The sequence below is a fragment of the Pectobacterium sp. A5351 genome (genome assembly GCF_028335745.1).
In the GTDB taxonomy this organism is placed as follows: Bacteria; Pseudomonadota; Gammaproteobacteria; order Enterobacterales; family Enterobacteriaceae; genus Pectobacterium.
Window position 1 is genome coordinate 2819953 of the sequence record NZ_CP116477.1, and the last position, 17161, is coordinate 2837113.

18 protein-coding genes are annotated in these 17161 nt (G+C 47.9%); 13 read left to right on the forward strand and 5 right to left on the reverse strand.

Annotation, left to right across the window (positions count from 1 at the left end; genetic code table 11):
• The first annotated feature begins 243 nt into the window (after positions 1 to 243).
• The 13 genes from fliF to fliR all read left to right on the forward strand — a co-directional run bounded on the left by fliF (position 244) and on the right by fliR (position 11116).
• Entirely contained in the window at positions 244 to 1959 is a 1716-nt protein-coding gene (gene fliF, locus O1Q74_RS13065) for a flagellar basal-body MS-ring/collar protein FliF (RefSeq protein ID WP_271873681.1), read from the forward strand.
• Entirely contained in the window at positions 1956 to 2948 is a 993-nt protein-coding gene (gene fliG, locus O1Q74_RS13070) for a flagellar motor switch protein FliG (RefSeq protein ID WP_271873683.1), read from the forward strand. The genes fliF and fliG overlap by 4 nt, the downstream gene beginning before the upstream one ends.
• A complete protein-coding gene (gene fliH, locus O1Q74_RS13075) occupies positions 2941 to 3666 on the forward strand; it encodes a flagellar assembly protein FliH (RefSeq protein ID WP_271873684.1) in 726 nt (241 codons plus the stop codon). The genes fliG and fliH overlap by 8 nt, the downstream gene beginning before the upstream one ends.
• A complete protein-coding gene (gene fliI / locus O1Q74_RS13080; RefSeq protein ID WP_271878919.1) occupies positions 3666 to 5036 on the forward strand; it encodes a flagellar protein export ATPase FliI in 1371 nt (456 codons plus the stop codon). Before fliH ends, fliI begins: the two co-directional genes overlap by 1 nt.
• A gap of 8 nt (positions 5037 to 5044) precedes the next feature.
• Positions 5045 to 5491, forward strand: a complete 447-nt coding sequence (gene fliJ, locus O1Q74_RS13085) for a flagellar export protein FliJ (protein ID WP_225085076.1) — start codon at positions 5045 to 5047, stop codon at positions 5489 to 5491.
• A complete protein-coding gene (locus O1Q74_RS13090) occupies positions 5488 to 6783 on the forward strand; it encodes a flagellar hook-length control protein FliK (RefSeq protein ID WP_271873686.1) in 1296 nt (431 codons plus the stop codon). Before fliJ ends, O1Q74_RS13090 begins: the two co-directional genes overlap by 4 nt.
• Before the next feature lie 155 nt (positions 6784 to 6938).
• Positions 6939 to 7418 carry a flagellar basal body-associated protein FliL gene (gene fliL / locus O1Q74_RS13095; RefSeq protein WP_271873688.1) on the forward strand — a complete coding sequence of 160 codons (480 nt, stop codon included), beginning with the start codon at positions 6939 to 6941 and terminating at the stop codon, positions 7416 to 7418.
• Positions 7419 to 7423: 5 nt separating this feature from the next.
• Positions 7424 to 8437: a flagellar motor switch protein FliM gene (gene fliM / locus O1Q74_RS13100; RefSeq protein ID WP_271873689.1), complete on the forward strand. Its 1014-nt coding sequence runs from the start codon at positions 7424 to 7426 to the stop codon at positions 8435 to 8437.
• Complete coding sequence (gene fliN / locus O1Q74_RS13105; protein ID WP_015840788.1) at positions 8430 to 8843, forward strand: flagellar motor switch protein FliN; 414 nt, start codon at positions 8430 to 8432, stop codon at positions 8841 to 8843. The genes fliM and fliN overlap by 8 nt, the downstream gene beginning before the upstream one ends.
• Positions 8843 to 9265, forward strand: coding sequence for a flagellar biosynthetic protein FliO (gene fliO / locus O1Q74_RS13110; protein WP_271873692.1), 423 nt, complete (start codon positions 8843 to 8845; stop codon positions 9263 to 9265). The genes fliN and fliO overlap by 1 nt, the downstream gene beginning before the upstream one ends.
• Before the next feature lie 62 nt (positions 9266 to 9327).
• Positions 9328 to 10038, forward strand: a complete 711-nt coding sequence (fliP, locus tag O1Q74_RS13115; protein WP_271878921.1) for a flagellar type III secretion system pore protein FliP — start codon at positions 9328 to 9330, stop codon at positions 10036 to 10038.
• A 20-nt stretch (positions 10039 to 10058) separates the two neighbouring features.
• On the forward strand, positions 10059 to 10328 hold the full coding sequence (fliQ, locus tag O1Q74_RS13120; RefSeq protein WP_011093293.1) for a flagellar biosynthesis protein FliQ: 270 nt from the start codon (positions 10059 to 10061) through the stop codon (positions 10326 to 10328).
• Positions 10329 to 10330: 2 nt separating this feature from the next.
• Positions 10331 to 11116 (forward strand): flagellar biosynthetic protein FliR, encoded by a 786-nt coding sequence (fliR, locus tag O1Q74_RS13125; protein WP_271873697.1) that lies wholly within the window; start codon positions 10331 to 10333, stop codon positions 11114 to 11116.
• A 347-nt stretch (positions 11117 to 11463) separates the two neighbouring features.
• Here the strand turns inward: fliR and flgL are convergent, their stop codons facing one another.
• The 5 genes from flgL to O1Q74_RS13150 all read right to left on the reverse strand — a co-directional run bounded on the left by flgL (position 11464) and on the right by O1Q74_RS13150 (position 17071).
• Complete coding sequence (gene flgL, locus O1Q74_RS13130) at positions 11464 to 12417, reverse strand: flagellar hook-associated protein FlgL (protein ID WP_271873699.1); 954 nt, start codon at positions 12415 to 12417, stop codon at positions 11464 to 11466.
• Positions 12418 to 12448: 31 nt separating this feature from the next.
• Positions 12449 to 14143 carry a flagellar hook-associated protein FlgK gene (gene flgK, locus O1Q74_RS13135; protein ID WP_271873700.1) on the reverse strand — a complete coding sequence of 565 codons (1695 nt, stop codon included), beginning with the start codon at positions 14141 to 14143 and terminating at the stop codon, positions 12449 to 12451.
• 126 nt (positions 14144 to 14269) lie between these two features.
• A complete protein-coding gene (gene flgJ / locus O1Q74_RS13140) occupies positions 14270 to 15232 on the reverse strand; it encodes a flagellar assembly peptidoglycan hydrolase FlgJ (RefSeq protein ID WP_271873701.1) in 963 nt (320 codons plus the stop codon).
• Positions 15232 to 16341 carry a flagellar basal body P-ring protein FlgI gene (locus tag O1Q74_RS13145; RefSeq protein WP_271873702.1) on the reverse strand — a complete coding sequence of 370 codons (1110 nt, stop codon included), beginning with the start codon at positions 16339 to 16341 and terminating at the stop codon, positions 15232 to 15234. The genes flgJ and O1Q74_RS13145 overlap by 1 nt, the downstream gene beginning before the upstream one ends.
• 16 nt (positions 16342 to 16357) lie before the next feature.
• Entirely contained in the window at positions 16358 to 17071 is a 714-nt protein-coding gene (locus O1Q74_RS13150) for a flagellar basal body L-ring protein FlgH (RefSeq protein ID WP_271878922.1), read from the reverse strand.
• Positions 17072 to 17161: the final 90 nt, after the last annotated feature.

Genomic DNA, 17161 nt, shown 5'->3' on the forward strand with positions numbered 1-17161 from the left:
CGCTGATTAGGTTATTTCATACACATTTATGACAGCAATATCCTATCACACCACTCTTAAGCTAAATGGAGTAATTAGCGTGGAAAATGCCACCTTATCGACCCATCGATTTTTCTTTTACGGAAAATAATGACATGCCGATAAATGTAGGCGAAATGTTTTATTGATTGCGCAATCAGGGAGTTCTGTTTTGTCACGTCACAACGTTAAGTATATCGTTCAACAACCAAGCAGAGATAGAGTATGAACGCCTCATTAACCGGCTCCGCTACCGGTAAAAATAGCTTTGGCGAAATACTCAACCGGTTACGCGCCAATCCGAAGATCCCGCTATTGATCGCAGCAGCCGCGACGATTGCCATTGTCGTTGCATTGACGCTATGGGCCAAAGGTCCAGATTATCGCGTTCTTTATAGCAATATAAATGACCGAGACGGCGGTGCTATTGTCAGCGAATTAACCAAGCTGAATATTCCTTACCGTTTTGCGGAGAACGGCGGAGCGATCATGATTCCCGCCGAGAATGTCTATGAAACCCGGCTCAGGCTTGCTCAACTGGGACTGCCAAAAGGCGGCGCAGTTGGCTTTGAATTGCTCGATCAGGAAAAATTTGGTATCAGTCAATTCAGCGAGCAGATTAATTACCAGCGTGCGCTGGAAGGTGAGTTGTCCAGAACGATAGAAACACTCGGCCCCGTTCAGAATGCCCGAGTACATCTTGCTATACCGAAACCTTCTTTGTTCGTTCGTGAGCAAAAAGCCCCCTCTTCTTCTGTCACCCTGACGTTACAGCCTGGTCGTGCGCTAGATGAAGGACAAATCAATTCTATCGTTTACATGGTTTCCAGTAGTGTTGCTGGCCTGCCGCCGGATAATGTTACGGTCGTCGATCAAACCGGACGTCTGTTAACCCAGGCGGGCAGCAGTGGCCGCGATCTGAATGCCGCACAGCTTAAGTACAGCAACGAAGTCGAAGCAATGTACCAGCGTCGCATAGAATCAATCATCGCGCCCATGGTCGGTATGGGTAACGTGCATGCTCAAGTCACCGCACAAATTGATTTCTCTGCCCGCGAACAAACTGACGAGCAGTATCAACCGAATCAACCGCCAGATAAAGCGGCCGTTCGCTCTCAGCAAACCAGTCAAAGTGAGCAACGAGGCGGCCCAAATGTAGGTGGTGTCCCTGGTGCATTAACTAATCAGCCTGCACCGGCTCCGACAGCCCCTATCGCGACTCAGCCAAATAATACCAATGCGAACAATCAGGCAGGCCAACAAAACCAAAACAATGCAACGGGTGCACAAGCTAATGCGGCAAATGCTAACACCGTTATCCAGACATCAAATGTTCGCAATGATGCAACTACCAATTATGAAGTCGACAAGACGATTTTACATACCAAACACAGCACAGGTGGTGTGAAGCGTTTGTCTGCAGCCGTTATCGTTAACTACCAACCTCCTGGTGAGGATGGCAAACCAGTTGCACTGACGGAAGAACAGATTAAACAGATTGAAACGGTAGCACGTGAAGCCATGGGCTTTTCTGCTGAACGCGGTGATACATTGAATGTCGTGAATACGCCATTTATGGACAGCACCGACGGCTCTGGCGAACTCCCCTTTTGGCAAAAACAGGCATTCTTCGACCTCCTGATGGAAGCTGGTCGTTGGCTGCTGGTTCTGATCGTTGCCTGGATTCTATGGCGTAAACTGGTTCGCCCGCAATTGCAGAGAAAAGCGCAGCAGCAAGAAGCAGCTCTGGCAGCAGCACGGTCTCAAGATGCAGACAAGGATGTTATGGTTAACCTCAGTAGCTCAGAGGTTGAGCAGCAGCGGAAATCGCAGCAACGCGTTAATGCAGAAATGCAAAGTAACCGCATACGTGAAATGGCAGAGAACGATCCACGCGTTGTCGCCTTGGTAATTCGCCAATGGATGAGTACTGAACTATGAACCTGACAGGAACAGAAAAAAGCGCCATCTTATTGATGACCATTGGCGAAGACCGCGCTGCAGAAGTTTTTACTCATCTTTCGACGAAAGAAGTACAACATCTCAGTTCCGCAATGGCGAACATGAGACAGGTATCACAACAGCAACTGCTCGAAATCCTGAGAGAATTTGAGGCTGACTCAGAGCAATATGCTGCTCTCAGCGTGAATGCAAGCGACTATCTTCGCTCAGTACTTGTCAAAGCCCTTGGTGAAGAGCGGGCATCTAGCCTGTTGGAAGATATTCTGGAGAGCCGCGACTCGACAAGTGGAATGGAAACGCTCAACTTCATGGAGCCACAGATTGCCGCAGACCTTATCCGCGACGAACACCCACAGATTATCGCAACCATTTTGGTGCATCTGAAACGCGCTCAGGCTGCCGATATCTTAGCCCTGTTTGACGAACGCCTTCGCCATGACGTCATGCTACGTATTGCGACCTTCGGCGGTGTTCAACCTTCCGCACTGGCGGAACTGACAGACGTTCTGAATGGCTTGCTGGATGGTCAAAACCTCAAGCGCAGCAAGATGGGTGGAGTTCGTACTGCTGCTGAGATTATCAACCTGATGAAAACTCAACAGGAAGAAGCGGTTATTGATGCCGTACGTGAGTTCGATGGCGAACTGGCACAGAAAATCATCGACGAAATGTTCCTATTCGAAAACCTGGTGGACGTCGACGACCGCAGCATCCAGCGCCTTCTGCAAGAAGTCGAGTCCGAGTCCCTGCTGTTGGCATTGAAAGGTGCGGAAGAGCCTTTGCGCGAGAAATTCCTGCGCAACATGTCTCAGCGTGCTGCAGAAATCCTTCGCGACGATCTCACAACTCGCGGTCCGGTACGTATGTCTCAAGTCGAAAACGAACAGAAGGCCATTCTGCTTATCGTTCGTCGCCTGGCAGACAGCGGCGAGATGATTATCGGTGGCGGCGAGGATGCCTATGTCTAACGCCCCCAAAAACTTGGCCTGGCAGCCTTGGCAGCTCAACGATCTGGCTGAACCCGTTTCAAAGCCTGTCAGTTCAACCTATCAGGTCAATGACGAGCCAGATGTGCCTGAAATGGAGCGTTCCGCTGAAGAAAACGTCCTTTCAATCGCAGAGGAGGAGCTAGCATCTCTGCGTGACAATGCAATGCAGCAAGCGCGAGAAGCCGGTTTCGCACAAGGCCATCAACAAGGCTATGACGCAGGTTATCAGGAAGGTTTAGCCAAGGGGCAACAGCAGGGCCTGCAGAACACCTTACAGCAGCAGCAACCGCTCATCGAACAGATGCAGAATATGGTCACCGAATTTCAACAGACGCTGGATACGCTCGACAGCGTGATTCCAGCACGTCTGATGCAGTTGGCTCTGACCGCAGCGAAGCAGATTTTGGGGCAACCTCCGGTCTGCGATGGTAACGCGCTGCTCGGTCAGATACAGCAATTGATTCAGCAAGAACCAATGTTCTCGGGTAAAACGCAACTACGTGTTCACCCTTCTGATCTAGAACGCGTTGAACAGTATTTAGGCCCAACACTCAGCCTGCATGGCTGGAGATTGCTTGCTGATAGCCAACTTCACCCTGGCGGCTGTAAAGTCAGCGCGGAAGAAGGCGATCTGGATGCCAGCCTGGCAACTCGCTGGCACGAGCTTTGCCGTTTAGCCGCACCGGGAGAGTTATGATGACTTCACGCCTCGGACGCTGGCTTTCTTCTCTCGATTCATTTGAGAAGCGTATTGACGACACACCGTCGGTGCGTCGTTACGGCCGCTTAACCCGGGCAACTGGCTTAGTATTGGAAGCGACAGGGTTGCATATGCCACTGGGTGCCACCTGTCTTATCGAACGGCAGAATGGTTCTCAGGTTGAAGAAATCGAGAGTGAAGTTGTCGGTTTCAACGGGCAAAAACTCTTTCTCATGCCACTGGAAGAAGTTGAAGGCATTACCCCTGGCGCACGCGTTTATGCCCGCGTTGGTCAGGATAGCAGCAGCCAGGGAAAACAATTACCATTAGGCCCTGAACTGCTTGGTCGGGTGCTGGATGGTAGCGCAAAACCGCTGGATGGTTTACCCGCACCGGATACAGGCTATCGTGCACCATTGATTACTCCGCCGTTCAATCCATTACAGAGAACCCCCATCGAAAGTGTTCTGGACGTGGGTGTGCGCGCTATCAACGCCCTCCTCACTGTAGGCCGGGGGCAGAGAATGGGTCTGTTTGCTGGTTCAGGGGTAGGTAAAAGTGTGCTGTTGGGGATGATGGCACGCTATACTCAAGCTGACGTCATCGTTGTTGGTCTTATCGGTGAACGTGGTCGAGAAGTAAAAGATTTTATCGAGAATATTTTAGGTACAGAAGGACGTGCACGTTCCGTCGTTATTGCTGCACCAGCGGATGTTTCTCCCTTATTAAGGATGCAGGGGGCGGCGTATGCCACACGTATTGCGGAAGATTTTCGCGATCGTGGATACCACGTTCTGCTCATTATGGATTCGCTCACGCGTTATGCCATGGCACAGCGTGAAATTGCTTTAGCCATTGGCGAACCGCCGGCAACCAAGGGTTATCCCCCTTCTGTCTTCGCCAAATTACCCGCGCTGGTAGAACGCGCAGGTAATGGTATTCATGGAGGTGGTTCAGTCACCGCCTTCTATACTGTTCTAACAGAAGGTGACGATCAGCAGGATCCAATCGCTGACTCCGCTCGTGCTATCCTGGACGGACACATTGTGTTGTCCCGCCAATTGGCTGAGTCTGGCCATTATCCGGCAATTGATATTGAAGCCTCGATTAGCCGTGCAATGACCGCGCTGATAGATGAAGCCCACTATGCTTCTGTAAGGCAGTTTAAACAGTTATTATCCAGTTACCAACGTAACCGTGATTTAGTCAGTGTTGGTGCCTACGCCGCAGGCAGTGACCCTATGCTCGACAAAGCAATTCGGCTCTATCCACATCTGGAAGCCTTCTTGCAGCAGGGTATGTTTGAACAAAGTAACTATGAAGAATCTTGCCAGGCGTTGCACACTATTTTCCCTCGTAACGAGTAGGAGAGCAGATGAAAACCCAGTCACCGCTGGTTACACTACGCGAACTGGCGCAGAAGGACGTTGAGAAAGCAGCAGGCCAGTTGGGACAGGTGCGTCAGGCGCATCAACAGGCAGAGCAGCAGCTCAATATGCTGTTAAACTATCAGGATGACTATCGTCAAAAATTGAACTCGACGATGTCTGCTGGTATGGCGAATAATAGCTGGCAAAATTATCAGCAGTTCATCCGAACGCTGGACAGTGCAATTGAGCAACACCGACAACAGCTCTCGCAGTGGACATCACGTTTAGATTTAGCAATGAAGGCCTGGCAAGAAAAACAGCAGCGATTGAATGCCTTTGAGAAACTGCAAGATCGCGAACTGACAAGACAACTTGCCAAAGAAAATAAAATAGAACAAAAACAAATGGATGAATTTGCCCAACGGGCCTCACAGAGGAAAGCAGAATCATGAATCTGTCCGCGTTACCCATAGTTACTACTGCCAGCGATACGAGCAGTTCTTCTGCTTCTCTGCTGACACAGGGCGAGCTACCAAAAGATTTTGTTGATCTGTTGAGCAAACGCATATCGCAAATAGCCGATACATCAGATAAAAAAACGCTCGATAAAGTCGACGAAGAGGCTCTGCTAAGCGCTTTAGGGAAAGATAGTGCTTCCCTCAGCCCTGATGATTTAAATACGCTGCTTTCTTCATTTAACTCTCTGAGTGGGGCAGCCATTACAGCGGGCAAGCAAAATCCAGAAATCGCAGAACAGGCTAAGCTAAAAGGGCTGGATAAAAAAGATAGCGACAGCATAACAGACGACGCTAGTGCTATGCAGGCACTGCTTGCCATGTTACAAACAACGCAGCTTCCTGTGCAGCCTGCCGCAGATAGTATCGCCGCGACTGCCGTAAATACGGGGTTAACGATTCCGGGGTTCATTGACGCCAAACGCCAGACTGAAACTCCAGCATCAATTCTAAACAATACGAATGAGAACGCCAAAAATACGTTGGCAAAGTTGCTCGACACATCAGTAATGGCGGATAAAGACGCAGGCCTATCACGCGATCTGCGTCATGCGGGCAAGCAAACCGCATCGGCAGCAACCGAGTCTGCGGATGAGGCTACAAAGTTTGCGCTAACGACGCCAGCGTCCCTTGCGGGCGATCGCAATGCATCTGAGTCGGTTTCAGCCTTAAATAATAACGTGTCTCAGACCACGCCGTCTGTTGCACAGGCTATGCATGTTCAGCCAGCATCGGTGGGGACAACTACACCAGCCCCTCAGGCAGCAAGCACGCAGTTGAATGCTCCCTTTGGTTCACCGCAATGGCAAGACGCATTGGGCCAGCAGATAGTTATGTTCAGCCGTAATGGGCAGCAAACCGCGGAGCTACGCTTAAATCCGCAGGAACTGGGCGCCCTGCATATCAGCCTAAAAATTGATGATAATCAGGCACAAATTCATCTGGTTTCAGCTAACAGTCAGGTTCGTTCAGCGTTGGAAGCCGCGCTTCCCCACCTGCGTAATGCGATGGCAGAAAGTGGAATTAGCCTTGGCCAGAGCAGTGTAGGCAGTGATTCCTCTGCCTGGCAACAGCAAATGGCAAGTAATAATAACGACGGCAATAACCGTGGTTCGTCTTATCAGCAGCAGTTTGGTCATTCAACAGAAGGCACGAGTGAATTATTAAACGTACCAGAACAATTAAGCTCAATGGCATCATCGGTCAACGGCCTTGATATCTTTGCCTGAAACTGAAGTAAACGAATAAGTTGGCACGGTTTTCCCTGTCTATTCTCTGTATTGAACATGACAATAGGCAGGATAATCATCGATATTACGCATTTATTTATTGTCTGTTTCATCCAGCAATAAATATCGATAAGTAACGGGAACTATCTTTGGCTATGTCTGATATGCAAGTTCGACCAGGACGTAAACGGTCTATTTGGCTAATATTACTGATTATCGTTGCTCTCGCTGCGACTAGTGCTGCGGGCGCCGCCTGGTGGCTATTAAATCAGAAAAACGCAGCAACGGCCGAGCAGGAAGCCCCTCCTCCGCCAGAGCCTGTTTTCATGCCGCTGGATACCTTTACCGTTAATCTCGTCAATGCAGATAATGACCCTGATCGCGTGCTGTATGTGGGGTTCACTTTGCGCTTACCCGATGAAGCAACACGTACACGGTTTACTAATTATCTGCCAGAGGTTCGCAGCAGACTGTTATTGTTACTTTCTCGTCAGGATGCGATTGCGCTCGCTAATGAGCAAGGCAAACAGAATCTGATAGAGCAAATTAAGCAAGTGCTAAGCCCACCATTAGTTCCTGGTCAACCTAACCAGGTCGTTACTGATGTTCTGTTCACGGCCTTTATACTGCGGTAACCATTATGGGCGATAGCATTCTTTCACAAGCAGAAATTGATGCACTATTAAACGGTGACAGCGGCGATAACGACGCTGACGCGAATGCGTCGTCAAAAGCGGATGGTGGCGTTAAACCCTACGATCCGAATACGCAACGACGAGTTATTCGTGAACGTTTACAGGCATTAGAAATCATTAATGAGCGATTTGCGCGCCAATTCCGTATGGGATTGTTCAACCTGTTACGTCGTAGCCCAGATATCACCGTAGGTGGAATCAAGATCCAGCCATACCATGAGTTTGCCAGGAACCTTCCCGTACCGACAAACCTGAATCTGATTCATTTAAAACCGCTACGCGGTACTGCGCTATTTGTATTTTCACCAAGTCTGGTATTTATCGCCGTAGATAACCTTTTCGGTGGCGATGGGCGCTTTCCGACGAAAGTTGAAGGTCGTGAATTTACTCATACAGAACAGCGTGTGGTTAAGCGTATGTTACGCTTGGCTCTCGAAGCCTATGGTGAAGCCTGGAATGCGATTTACAAACTTGACATCGAATACGTACGCTCAGAAATGCAGGTCAAGTTTACTAATATCACAACGTCGCCTAACGATATCGTCGTGACTACACCGTTTCATGTTGAAATCGGCTCATTGACTGGCGAATTTAATATCTGTATTCCTTTTTCAATGATCGAGCCGCTGCGCGAACTGCTGGCGAACCCACCATTGGAAAACTCACGTCAGGAAGATCAGAGCTGGCGAGACACCTTAGCCAAGCAGGTACAGCATTCCGAACTGGAACTGGTCGCAAGCTTTGTTGATATCCCACTGCGATTGTCCAAGATTCTGAAGCTCCAACCCGGCGATGTGTTACCGATCGACAAACCTGACAAAATCGTTGCCCATGTTGACGGCGTGCCGGTGCTGACCAGCCAATATGGCACGTTGAACGGGCAATATGCTCTACGTGTTGAACATTTGATTAACCCTATATTGAATTCTCTGGATAACGAGGAACAGCCCCATGAGTGACACCAAGAAACCGTCCGACGACAAGGAATCAGTGGACGATCTGTGGGCTGATGCATTTAACGAGCAACAGGCTGCAGAAAAACCGGCCGCGACAACCGAAGGCATTTTCAAGTCGCTGGAAGGTCATGATCCGCTAGGCGCCTTACAGGATATCGATCTCATCCTGGATATTCCTGTCAAACTCACCGTTGAGCTTGGCCGGACTAAAATGACGATAAAAGAACTTCTGCGCCTCACCCAGGGCTCTGTTGTCGCACTTGATGGCTTAGCAGGCGAACCGCTGGATATTTTGATCAATGGCTATCTGATCGCTCAGGGTGAAGTTGTCGTCGTATCTGACAAGTATGGTGTGCGTATTACTGATATCATCACACCATCCGAACGTATGCGCCGTCTGAGTCGTTAATGGCAATAGCCTCGCTATCATCACCGACGCCAGTGGCAAGTCAGCAGTCAACGCTTGTTACTGAGCCACCACTGACCGGTAGCATGTTACTGACACAGGTTGGTAGTGTGCTTGCTGGCATTTTATTATTTATCCTGCTAATTGCTTGGCTAGTTCGCAAACTAGGATTTGCGCCTCAAGCCAAGCAAAACAAGTTGCTAAAAGTAGTATCTAGTTGCCCCGTTGGGCAACGCGAGCGCGTCGTTATTGTAGAAGTTGATAATACCTGGCTGGTGTTAGGTGTTACGGCTCAGCAAATTACGCCACTGCATACTCTCCCGGCACAACCAACCAACGACAGTTCATCTGCTGGAGATGCCAAACCAGTAGATTTCAACCAACTGTTAAAGAAAGTTTTAAAGCGTCCGGAAAAGTCGGAATGAGTGTCTTACCTAATTATTTTCGTATCACTGTCCTGCTTCGCAGGCTACGCTATAGTTTAGCCATGAGTTTATTGCTTCTGGCACCATCGGTGTGGGCACAGCTTCCAGGTATTGTGACTCAGCCGCTCCCTAACGGTGGGCAGAACTGGACGCTATCAGTACAAACGCTGGTTTTCCTCACATCATTAACGTTTATTCCTGCTGCATTGTTAATGATGACCAGCTTTACACGGATTATTATTGTCCTGAGTTTGTTGCGTAATGCTCTGGGTACACCAACCGCGCCACCGAATCAGGTATTATTAGGGTTGACGCTTTTTCTGACATTTTTCGTTATGTCGCCAGTATTAAACCGTGTTTATGAAGAAGCCTATCTTCCCTTAAGCCAGGATCAAATCAGCATGGAAGTCGCCATCGAACGCGGTGCAGAACCTGTACGTGAGTTCATGCTTCGGCAAACCAGGGAAACCGATCTGGCGTTGTTTACCAGGCTGGCTGAAATTCCAGAGATTCAGGGACCTGAAGCAGTGCCTATGCGTGTACTTCTCCCTGCATTTGTGACAAGTGAACTAAAAACCGCTTTCCAGATCGGCTTTACTATATTTATCCCTTTCCTGATCATCGATCTCGTCGTTGCCAGTGTATTGATGGCTCTGGGGATGATGATGGTTCCTCCGGCAACCATTTCTTTGCCTTTTAAACTCATGCTCTTTGTATTAGTCGATGGCTGGCAACTGCTACTCGGTTCATTAGCCCAAAGTTTCTATAGTTAGACGAATAGAGGAATGCGACTGTGACACCAGAATCGGTGATGGCGCTTGGCTATGAAGCAATGAAGGTCGCATTGGCACTCGCTGCACCTCCGCTGATAGCGGCACTGCTCAGCGGGCTGACTATCAGCCTCTTACAAGCTGCAACTCAGGTGAACGAAATGACACTGTCGTTTATCCCTAAAATCCTCACCGTATTCTTCACCTTAGTGATCGCTGGCCCCTGGATGTTAAACCTCATGCTGGACTACATGCGTACGCTATTCGGCCAGTTACCTAATATTATTGGGTAAGCATGCTGACATTTAACAGTTGGGACATGGTGAATTGGGTCAGTCAGTTTTTCTGGCCCTTTGTGAGAATTCTTGCTTTGATTACTACTGCACCAGTGTTTAATGAAAGAGCGGTTGGTAACCGGGTGAAAATTGGTCTGGGCGCACTGATCACCCTACTCGTTGCCCCCTATTTACCATTAAACACCACCCCTATTTTTTCTGTAGCCGGCATATGGCTATTAATACAGCAAATTCTCATCGGTGTTACTCTCGGTCTGTCGATGCAGTTAGCGTTTGCCGCTATTCGCCATGCTGGCGAACTTATTGGGTTACAGATGGGGCTTGCATTTGCCACCTTTTTTGACCCAACGGGCGGCCCCAATATGCCGGTCATAGCGCGTTTCCTGAATATTCTCGCCATCTTGCTGTTTCTAACGTTTGATGGACATCTCTGGATGATTTCTTTATTAGCAGATAGTTTCTATACTCTGCCTATCAGTGCCAATCCTATTAACAGCCATGCCTTTCTTGCCCTTGCACGTGCTGGTGGACTGATTTTTATTAACGGATTGATGCTGGCACTACCAATCATAACGCTATTACTAACCATCAACCTGGCATTAGGCATGCTTAATCGCGTCGCCCCCCAACTCTCGATATTTGTCGTTGGCTTCCCGATTACCCTTACAGTAGGAATCATGACGCTAGGTTTATTACTTCCGTTAATTCCGCCCTTCGCAGAACATTTATTCAGCGAGGTTTTTGATTTACTCGCAGATATTCTTAGTCAATTATCAAGCTCCTAATTATCCTGTCATAGGCAAACATTAAGTGATGTATTAACCTAAAGTCAGGCCAGTACTGAACCATATCGCTATATCAATACGTAGATTGCGATTTCGAACGGCCACACTTAAAATAATCACACATAAATCTACACGGTGTACGCTTACAATCACACCGACGGCAGCTAAACCCATCCAATAAATATTACATAAAAGAAATAGCAGGGAAAATGTAGGAAGTTGAGATCGGAAGGAATAAAAAATGGCATGTCATTCAATATAATCAAAAGAATGACATGCCTAAAAAATACGCCCGGTTTAAGCGTATTCAAACCGTAAGTAGAATAGATAAATATTTTCTATGACTACTATTTTATCTGGAATAATGACATACCCTGCATGTTCTGGAAAGTCGTATAGGAGGCCTGCAGAGAAGACTGCTGCATGATGTAAGACGAGATAGCCTCATACCAATCAGCGTCCTGCAACTGCGATAGTGTCGCTTTATTCGTAACATCACGATCTTTGCCGACAGCGTCAAGATTATCAATTTCATTGAGCTGGATACCTAATTCGGACCGGACAGCTGAAATATTATTAAATGTATTTTTTAAGCCACGACTTGCAGTTTCTAAGGCAGCGGCCAATCCTGCCTTTGTTGCATCATCAGCACCGGAAAGAGGTGTCTCAAGCGCGTTGATTGCAATATCGAGTGTTTTAAATAGATCTGATTGAATACTACCATCAGGCTCTTTCTGAGCATCGGCAGTTATTCCATTGAACACCGCAGAACCAACATGGCTAACCGTCATATTTCGAGCTGCATCAACACGCTGTGAAATACCCTGATTTCCTCCGACGTACTGAACACCGGTGGCACTATCAACAAAAGGAGGTGTATCGGTTTCATAACCAGAAAAAATATAATTACCATTGCCATCAGTGCTGTTCGCCAGGTTCAATAACTCAGCTTTCATACCACGTAGAGAAGTTGCAACCGATTTACGATCATCATCACTCAGAACACCACCGCCTTTGACGACTTCGGTCAATGCGCTGCTAATTGTTGTCGTGCTCTTCTCCAAAATAGACTCTTCCAGAGACATACTTTGTTTGGCAAATGTACGTGCCAACGTGTATTGGCTGTTCTCAGACTGAGCCTGGCCAAGCATAATAATGCTCGCCGCAGCAATCGGATCGTCAGATGGGTTAACAACTCGCTTACCGGTTGAAAGTTGCTCACCTGTTTTTTGCCACGTAGCCTGACCATTCAGAATGCCTTGCATATTTTGCTGATATATCATGCTGGTGCTTAAGCGCATGGTGTTAACTCCTCTTTCTTAAATGGTCAGACTAGCTACGAGCGGCTAAAAGGGCATCAAATATGGATTGTGCTGTTTTGATGACCTGAGCATTTGCCATATAGTACTGTTGATAGCGCATCAGATCGCCGTACTCTTCGTCAAGGTTCACCCCTGATACAGACTGCTGCTCTGCTGTCAATTGCTTAACAACATTTTGCTGCGATGTATTGTTTATTTTCAGGGTGCTGGTCTGGTTACCAATTTCTCCGACCAAACTTGCGTAGGCTCCGGAAATGCTAGCCTTACCGCCAACAATCTTTTCATTTTGCAGCGCAAGTAATGCTTTAGCATTGGTATTATCGCTAACCCCACCAAACACAGGGTTACCACTTGCATCCACAACAGGATTGCCAGAATCGTCAAGCTTAACGGACGCCGCCGCAATTTTGCTGGGATCAGAAATAGCCACAGACATATCAATAATTACGTCATTAACCGGCTTGAGCAGGAAACTGTCGTTCGTTGCAGGCGTTCCCGTGATAGTCATCTTGATGCCATCAAAGTTCAAGCTATTATCAGTAGTATCCACTGCAGCCGTGAATTTTGAGTTGTCAGACAAACGTGTCACTTGCCAACTAGCGCCATCATATTTAATCGCATAGTTGGTTGCCTGTACGTCTTTCGTACTGGTGTAGGATGGCGTTAACGTTGCATTGCCGCCATTTTTGCTGTCATTCAGAGCAACAGCTTTACCAAAAGAGAAGAAATCGCCGCCTTTAACGCCATCACGGTCATAACCTTGCTGGTGTTGAGCATTAAATGCATCAGCGAATGCCAGAGCTAGTTGTCCTAACTGACCACGAGCCTCATCCAACGTTTCTTTACGGAAAGAAAGCAACCCGCCTAATGAACCGCCCGTTAAAGTGCTCTCATTCAGTGCAACAACATCGCCCGTTTGGTCTTTATACCCGATAGTTAGACGAGTCGGATCGCTGCTCGAACCGGTGGCCACCAATTGGTTGCTCGTGCCAGCCTGAACCAGATTAGCACCATTCTTTAATGAAACGTTGTAAATAACGTTATCCTGAATAGTAACATCAACACCGACTAATTTATTGAGCTGGTCGACCAGGAGATCGCGTTGATCGAGCAAATCGTTAGGCATCGCGCCGCTATTTGCGCCCATTAGCTTCGTAATTTCATTGTTCAAAGACGCAATTTGTTCAGTATATGTATTAATCTGGCCAACAGTGCTTTGAATCTGAGTATTCAGACCGCTGTCCATGTCACGCAAATATTTATCCGTAACTTTAAACTGGTTGACCAAACCTTCAGCTTTACCGAGAACCGTCTGGCGAGTTGACGAATCGCCGGAATTACTGGTGAGATTCTGCAAGTTCGAAAAGAAATCCTGTATCGTCGATGAAAGGCTGGTTGTACTGCTGGCCAGCAGATTATCAATCTTGGAAATCTGTTCGTAATAGGTAGAAACAGAACTACTTGTTGTTTGCGCAGCACGTAATTGATTGGTGATAAACTCATTGTATTGACGATTGATGCTAACAACATTGACACCATTACCAATATATCCAGCCGCTGTGCTGCTGCTAATCGCTTGTTCGAGTATCGTATTTTGGCGGCTATACCCAGTAACAGCCTGATTACTAATGTTGTTACTCACCGTGCTCAGCGCAATCTGTGCACTTTTCAAGCCACTCATCGCGGTATTAATTAAATTGGACATTGGGTGTTGTTCCTTTTACACAGGTTTTTGTCGCCCCGTGCGATTAACCAAATGTTGAAAGCAGCAAATACGCTACATAAGTTAATTACTTTATCGGTTAGGAAGCGAAAATCTTGAATAAAAAAATCAAAAGAGGCGACTCAAATCGTGAGTGTATACTTTCGCCACTTTCTCGCCAGAATTCTTCATTTGCTGGATCATGTTAACCAGTTTTTGGGCATATTGTGGATCCGTTGCATAGCCCGCTTTTTGTAACGCATGCGCGGCTTGCTCTGCCGTTCCGGCATTCACCACTGCGGAGTAGCGAGGGTTATTAGTGAGTAATTTCACATAGTCACCAATAGCTTCAATATAGGAATCGTATACTCTGAAGCTAGCTTTTACTTTTTTAGCAACGCCCTGCTCATACTCTGTCGTGGTGATCTCTGTTGTCGGCCCATTCCAACTACTGCCAGCCTTAATACCGAACAGGTTGTAGCTCGGTTTCCCATCTTCAGTAGGAATTTCACGCTGCCCCCAACCAGACTCAAGAGCCGCTTGGGCAATAATAAGATGGTGAGGTATGCCGCTGTGCTGGCTGGCAATCTGTGCAGGCAATGAAAGCTGAGACACAAAATTACTATTGGATAACGGCAAAGCTGAACCTGTATTGGGCAGTTTAGGCAGCGCTTTACGCACCATCTGCTCAACTGCCGCGATTGGCATGGTTTTGAGCACTGCGCTATCGAACGTTAATGGAACAGAAGGTGCCGTTGCTTTAGCAGTCGCGACATCAGGTGATTGCCGAGTCAATTGCTCAACCATAACATCTGCAAGCCCGAGTCCCTTGCCCTTGGTTGAGATCTCTTGAGCAATTTGCTGGTCATACATTGAAGTATACAGACGCGTCTGATCGCTGTTGAAGAGCCCGTCCTGCGGAATCGCAGAACGCATACTTTTCATCATCAATTGCACAAAGACGCCTTCCATTTGTTGCGCGACAGCCTTAATGCCCTCTTTACTTTGAGGGTTACCTGAAACGTCACGTTTTAAGGTATTCAGAGACTGCACATCATAGGCCGCATTATTCAGCGTCTGTATATCACTCATTAGATAATTTCCAATTTGGCACGCAAGCAGCCAGCGCTTTGCATCGCCTGCAAAATAGACATCAGCTCCATCGGGGTAGCGCCCAGAGAGTTCAGTGCACGCACAACATTGTTGAGGTTGGCACTAGAATTAACTCGCTGTAAAGCGCCGCCAGCTTGCTGAACCGATATCTCTGTTTGCGGCGTTACCACCGTCTGGCCTCCACCAAATGGGGTATTAGGTTGGCTCACATTGGCTTGCTGATTGATCGTCACAGAAAGGTTACCCTGAGCGATAGCACAGCTATCCAAGGTAACATCACGGTTCATCACGACAGAACCGGTACGAGAGTTGATAATAACCTTGGCGTCCTGAATACCAACGTTAACTTCAATATTCTGGATATCGGCTAAAAAACGAACCTGGGAACTGTTACCATGCGGGGCAAGCACCTGGATAGTCCGTGAATCCAATGGGCTTGCTGTACCACCGTATCCAGAACGGTTGATCGCATCACTCACCTTCTGCGCCATCGAGAAATCATCGTTCTTCAGTTGCAACATTATCGTATTTGATGTGCCAAACGTGCTTGGCAATTCTCGCTCAATCACGGCACCATTGCTGATTCGACCGCCTGCAAGTTGGTTAACCTGAACACTGCTTCCACCAGCAGAAGCGCCGGCACCGCCAACCAAAACGTTCCCCTGAGCCAGGGCATACACCTGGTTATCTACCCCTTTTAGTGGAGTCATCAGCAGCGTCCCGCCACGTAAGCTCTTCGCGTTACCGAGTGAAGACACCACGATATCAATATTTTGGCCTGTTCTGCCGAAAGGTGGAAGTTCCGCAGTTACCATCACGGCCGCCACATTCTTCAGTTGCATGTTAGTTCCGGCAGGAACGGTGATCCCTAACTGGGAAAGCATGTTAGTTAAGCTTTGCGTGGTAAACGGTGTCTGCATGGTCTGGTCACCAGAACCATCCAATCCAACGACTAAACCGTAACCAATCAACGCATTACCACGTACGCCTTGGATATTAACCAGATCGCGAATTCTCTCTGCCGACGCGGGAGCAATATTCAGCGTCAGTAACATCAGCAGTACAGTGAAAAATGATGCAATCCGCATGGCAGGCCTCTTAAGCTTAGAACGGAGAAACATTGAGGAAGAACCGCTGTAACCAGCCCATGTTTTGCGCTTCATTAATATAGCCATTACCGACATATTCAATGCGCGCATCCGCAACCTGAGTTGATGGCACTGAGTTGTTACCGCTAATCGTCCTCGGATTAACGACCCCAGAGAAACGGATAAACTCAGTTCCCTGATTAATGGCAATTTGTTTTTCGCCAACGACCTGTAGGTTGCCATTGGCCAGCACTTGCCCCACCGTGACCGTGATGGTGCCACTGAATGTATTATTGGCGTTAGCGCCACCTTTCCCGGTGAAATCATTCGTACCAGTCGCATTCAATGCCGCGCGGTTATTGCCTAACGGCCCATCGAGATAGCGTGGCGTCGTCGCCACACCAAACGTTGAGGCGCCATTACGAGCAGCATTAGCAGATGAACTTTTACTGGCGCTGACGTTTTCCTGCAGCACAATAGTCAGTGTGTCACCAATGTTACGTGGGCGGCGATCCTCAAACATCGGCTGGTAGCCATAATTCATCGGCTGCACGGTTTGGAAAATAGAACCATTGGGACCCGCTAATACTGGCGATGCAGGCTGGGCTGTCGTAGGCCCAGTGACAACTTTATCATGCGGAATATAGGCGCAACCGTTAAGTGCTAACATTGTGATCAATGCCAACAGACGGGGTCGGCGGTGTGGTTTGATAACCGACTTTGCATTCATTATCACTGCGGATATCGCCTTAAATTAATCTATTTCACATATTCACGGGATAAATCAAAGCCAAAATGCCCATCTGTCTGGTGCTTATAG

What these genes read in the sequence shown, in the direction of transcription:
- O1Q74_RS13145 (WP_271873702.1), bottom strand. Translation starts at nt 16,341, where the DNA reads ATGCGGATTGCATCATTTTTCACTGTACTGCTGATGTTACTGACGCTG.
- fliL (WP_271873688.1), top strand. Translation starts at nt 6,939, where the DNA reads ATGTCTGATATGCAAGTTCGACCAGGACGTAAACGGTCTATTTGGCTA.
- flgK (WP_271873700.1), bottom strand. Translation starts at nt 14,143, where the DNA reads ATGTCCAATTTAATTAATACCGCGATGAGTGGCTTGAAAAGTGCACAG.
- fliH (WP_271873684.1), top strand. Translation starts at nt 2,941, where the DNA reads ATGTCTAACGCCCCCAAAAACTTGGCCTGGCAGCCTTGGCAGCTCAAC.
- fliG (WP_271873683.1), top strand. Translation starts at nt 1,956, where the DNA reads ATGAACCTGACAGGAACAGAAAAAAGCGCCATCTTATTGATGACCATT.
- fliM (WP_271873689.1), top strand. Translation starts at nt 7,424, where the DNA reads ATGGGCGATAGCATTCTTTCACAAGCAGAAATTGATGCACTATTAAAC.
- flgJ (WP_271873701.1), bottom strand. Translation starts at nt 15,232, where the DNA reads ATGAGTGATATACAGACGCTGAATAATGCGGCCTATGATGTGCAGTCT.
- fliP (WP_271878921.1), top strand. Translation starts at nt 9,328, where the DNA reads ATGAGTTTATTGCTTCTGGCACCATCGGTGTGGGCACAGCTTCCAGGT.
- O1Q74_RS13090 (WP_271873686.1), top strand. Translation starts at nt 5,488, where the DNA reads ATGAATCTGTCCGCGTTACCCATAGTTACTACTGCCAGCGATACGAGC.
- fliJ (WP_225085076.1), top strand. Translation starts at nt 5,045, where the DNA reads ATGAAAACCCAGTCACCGCTGGTTACACTACGCGAACTGGCGCAGAAG.
- fliF (WP_271873681.1), top strand. Translation starts at nt 244, where the DNA reads ATGAACGCCTCATTAACCGGCTCCGCTACCGGTAAAAATAGCTTTGGC.
- fliN (WP_015840788.1), top strand. Translation starts at nt 8,430, where the DNA reads ATGAGTGACACCAAGAAACCGTCCGACGACAAGGAATCAGTGGACGAT.
- fliO (WP_271873692.1), top strand. Translation starts at nt 8,843, where the DNA reads ATGGCAATAGCCTCGCTATCATCACCGACGCCAGTGGCAAGTCAGCAG.
- fliI (WP_271878919.1), top strand. Translation starts at nt 3,666, where the DNA reads ATGACTTCACGCCTCGGACGCTGGCTTTCTTCTCTCGATTCATTTGAG.
- flgL (WP_271873699.1), bottom strand. Translation starts at nt 12,417, where the DNA reads ATGCGCTTAAGCACCAGCATGATATATCAGCAAAATATGCAAGGCATT.
- fliR (WP_271873697.1), top strand. Translation starts at nt 10,331, where the DNA reads ATGCTGACATTTAACAGTTGGGACATGGTGAATTGGGTCAGTCAGTTT.
- O1Q74_RS13150 (WP_271878922.1), bottom strand. Translation starts at nt 17,071, where the DNA reads ATGAATGCAAAGTCGGTTATCAAACCACACCGCCGACCCCGTCTGTTG.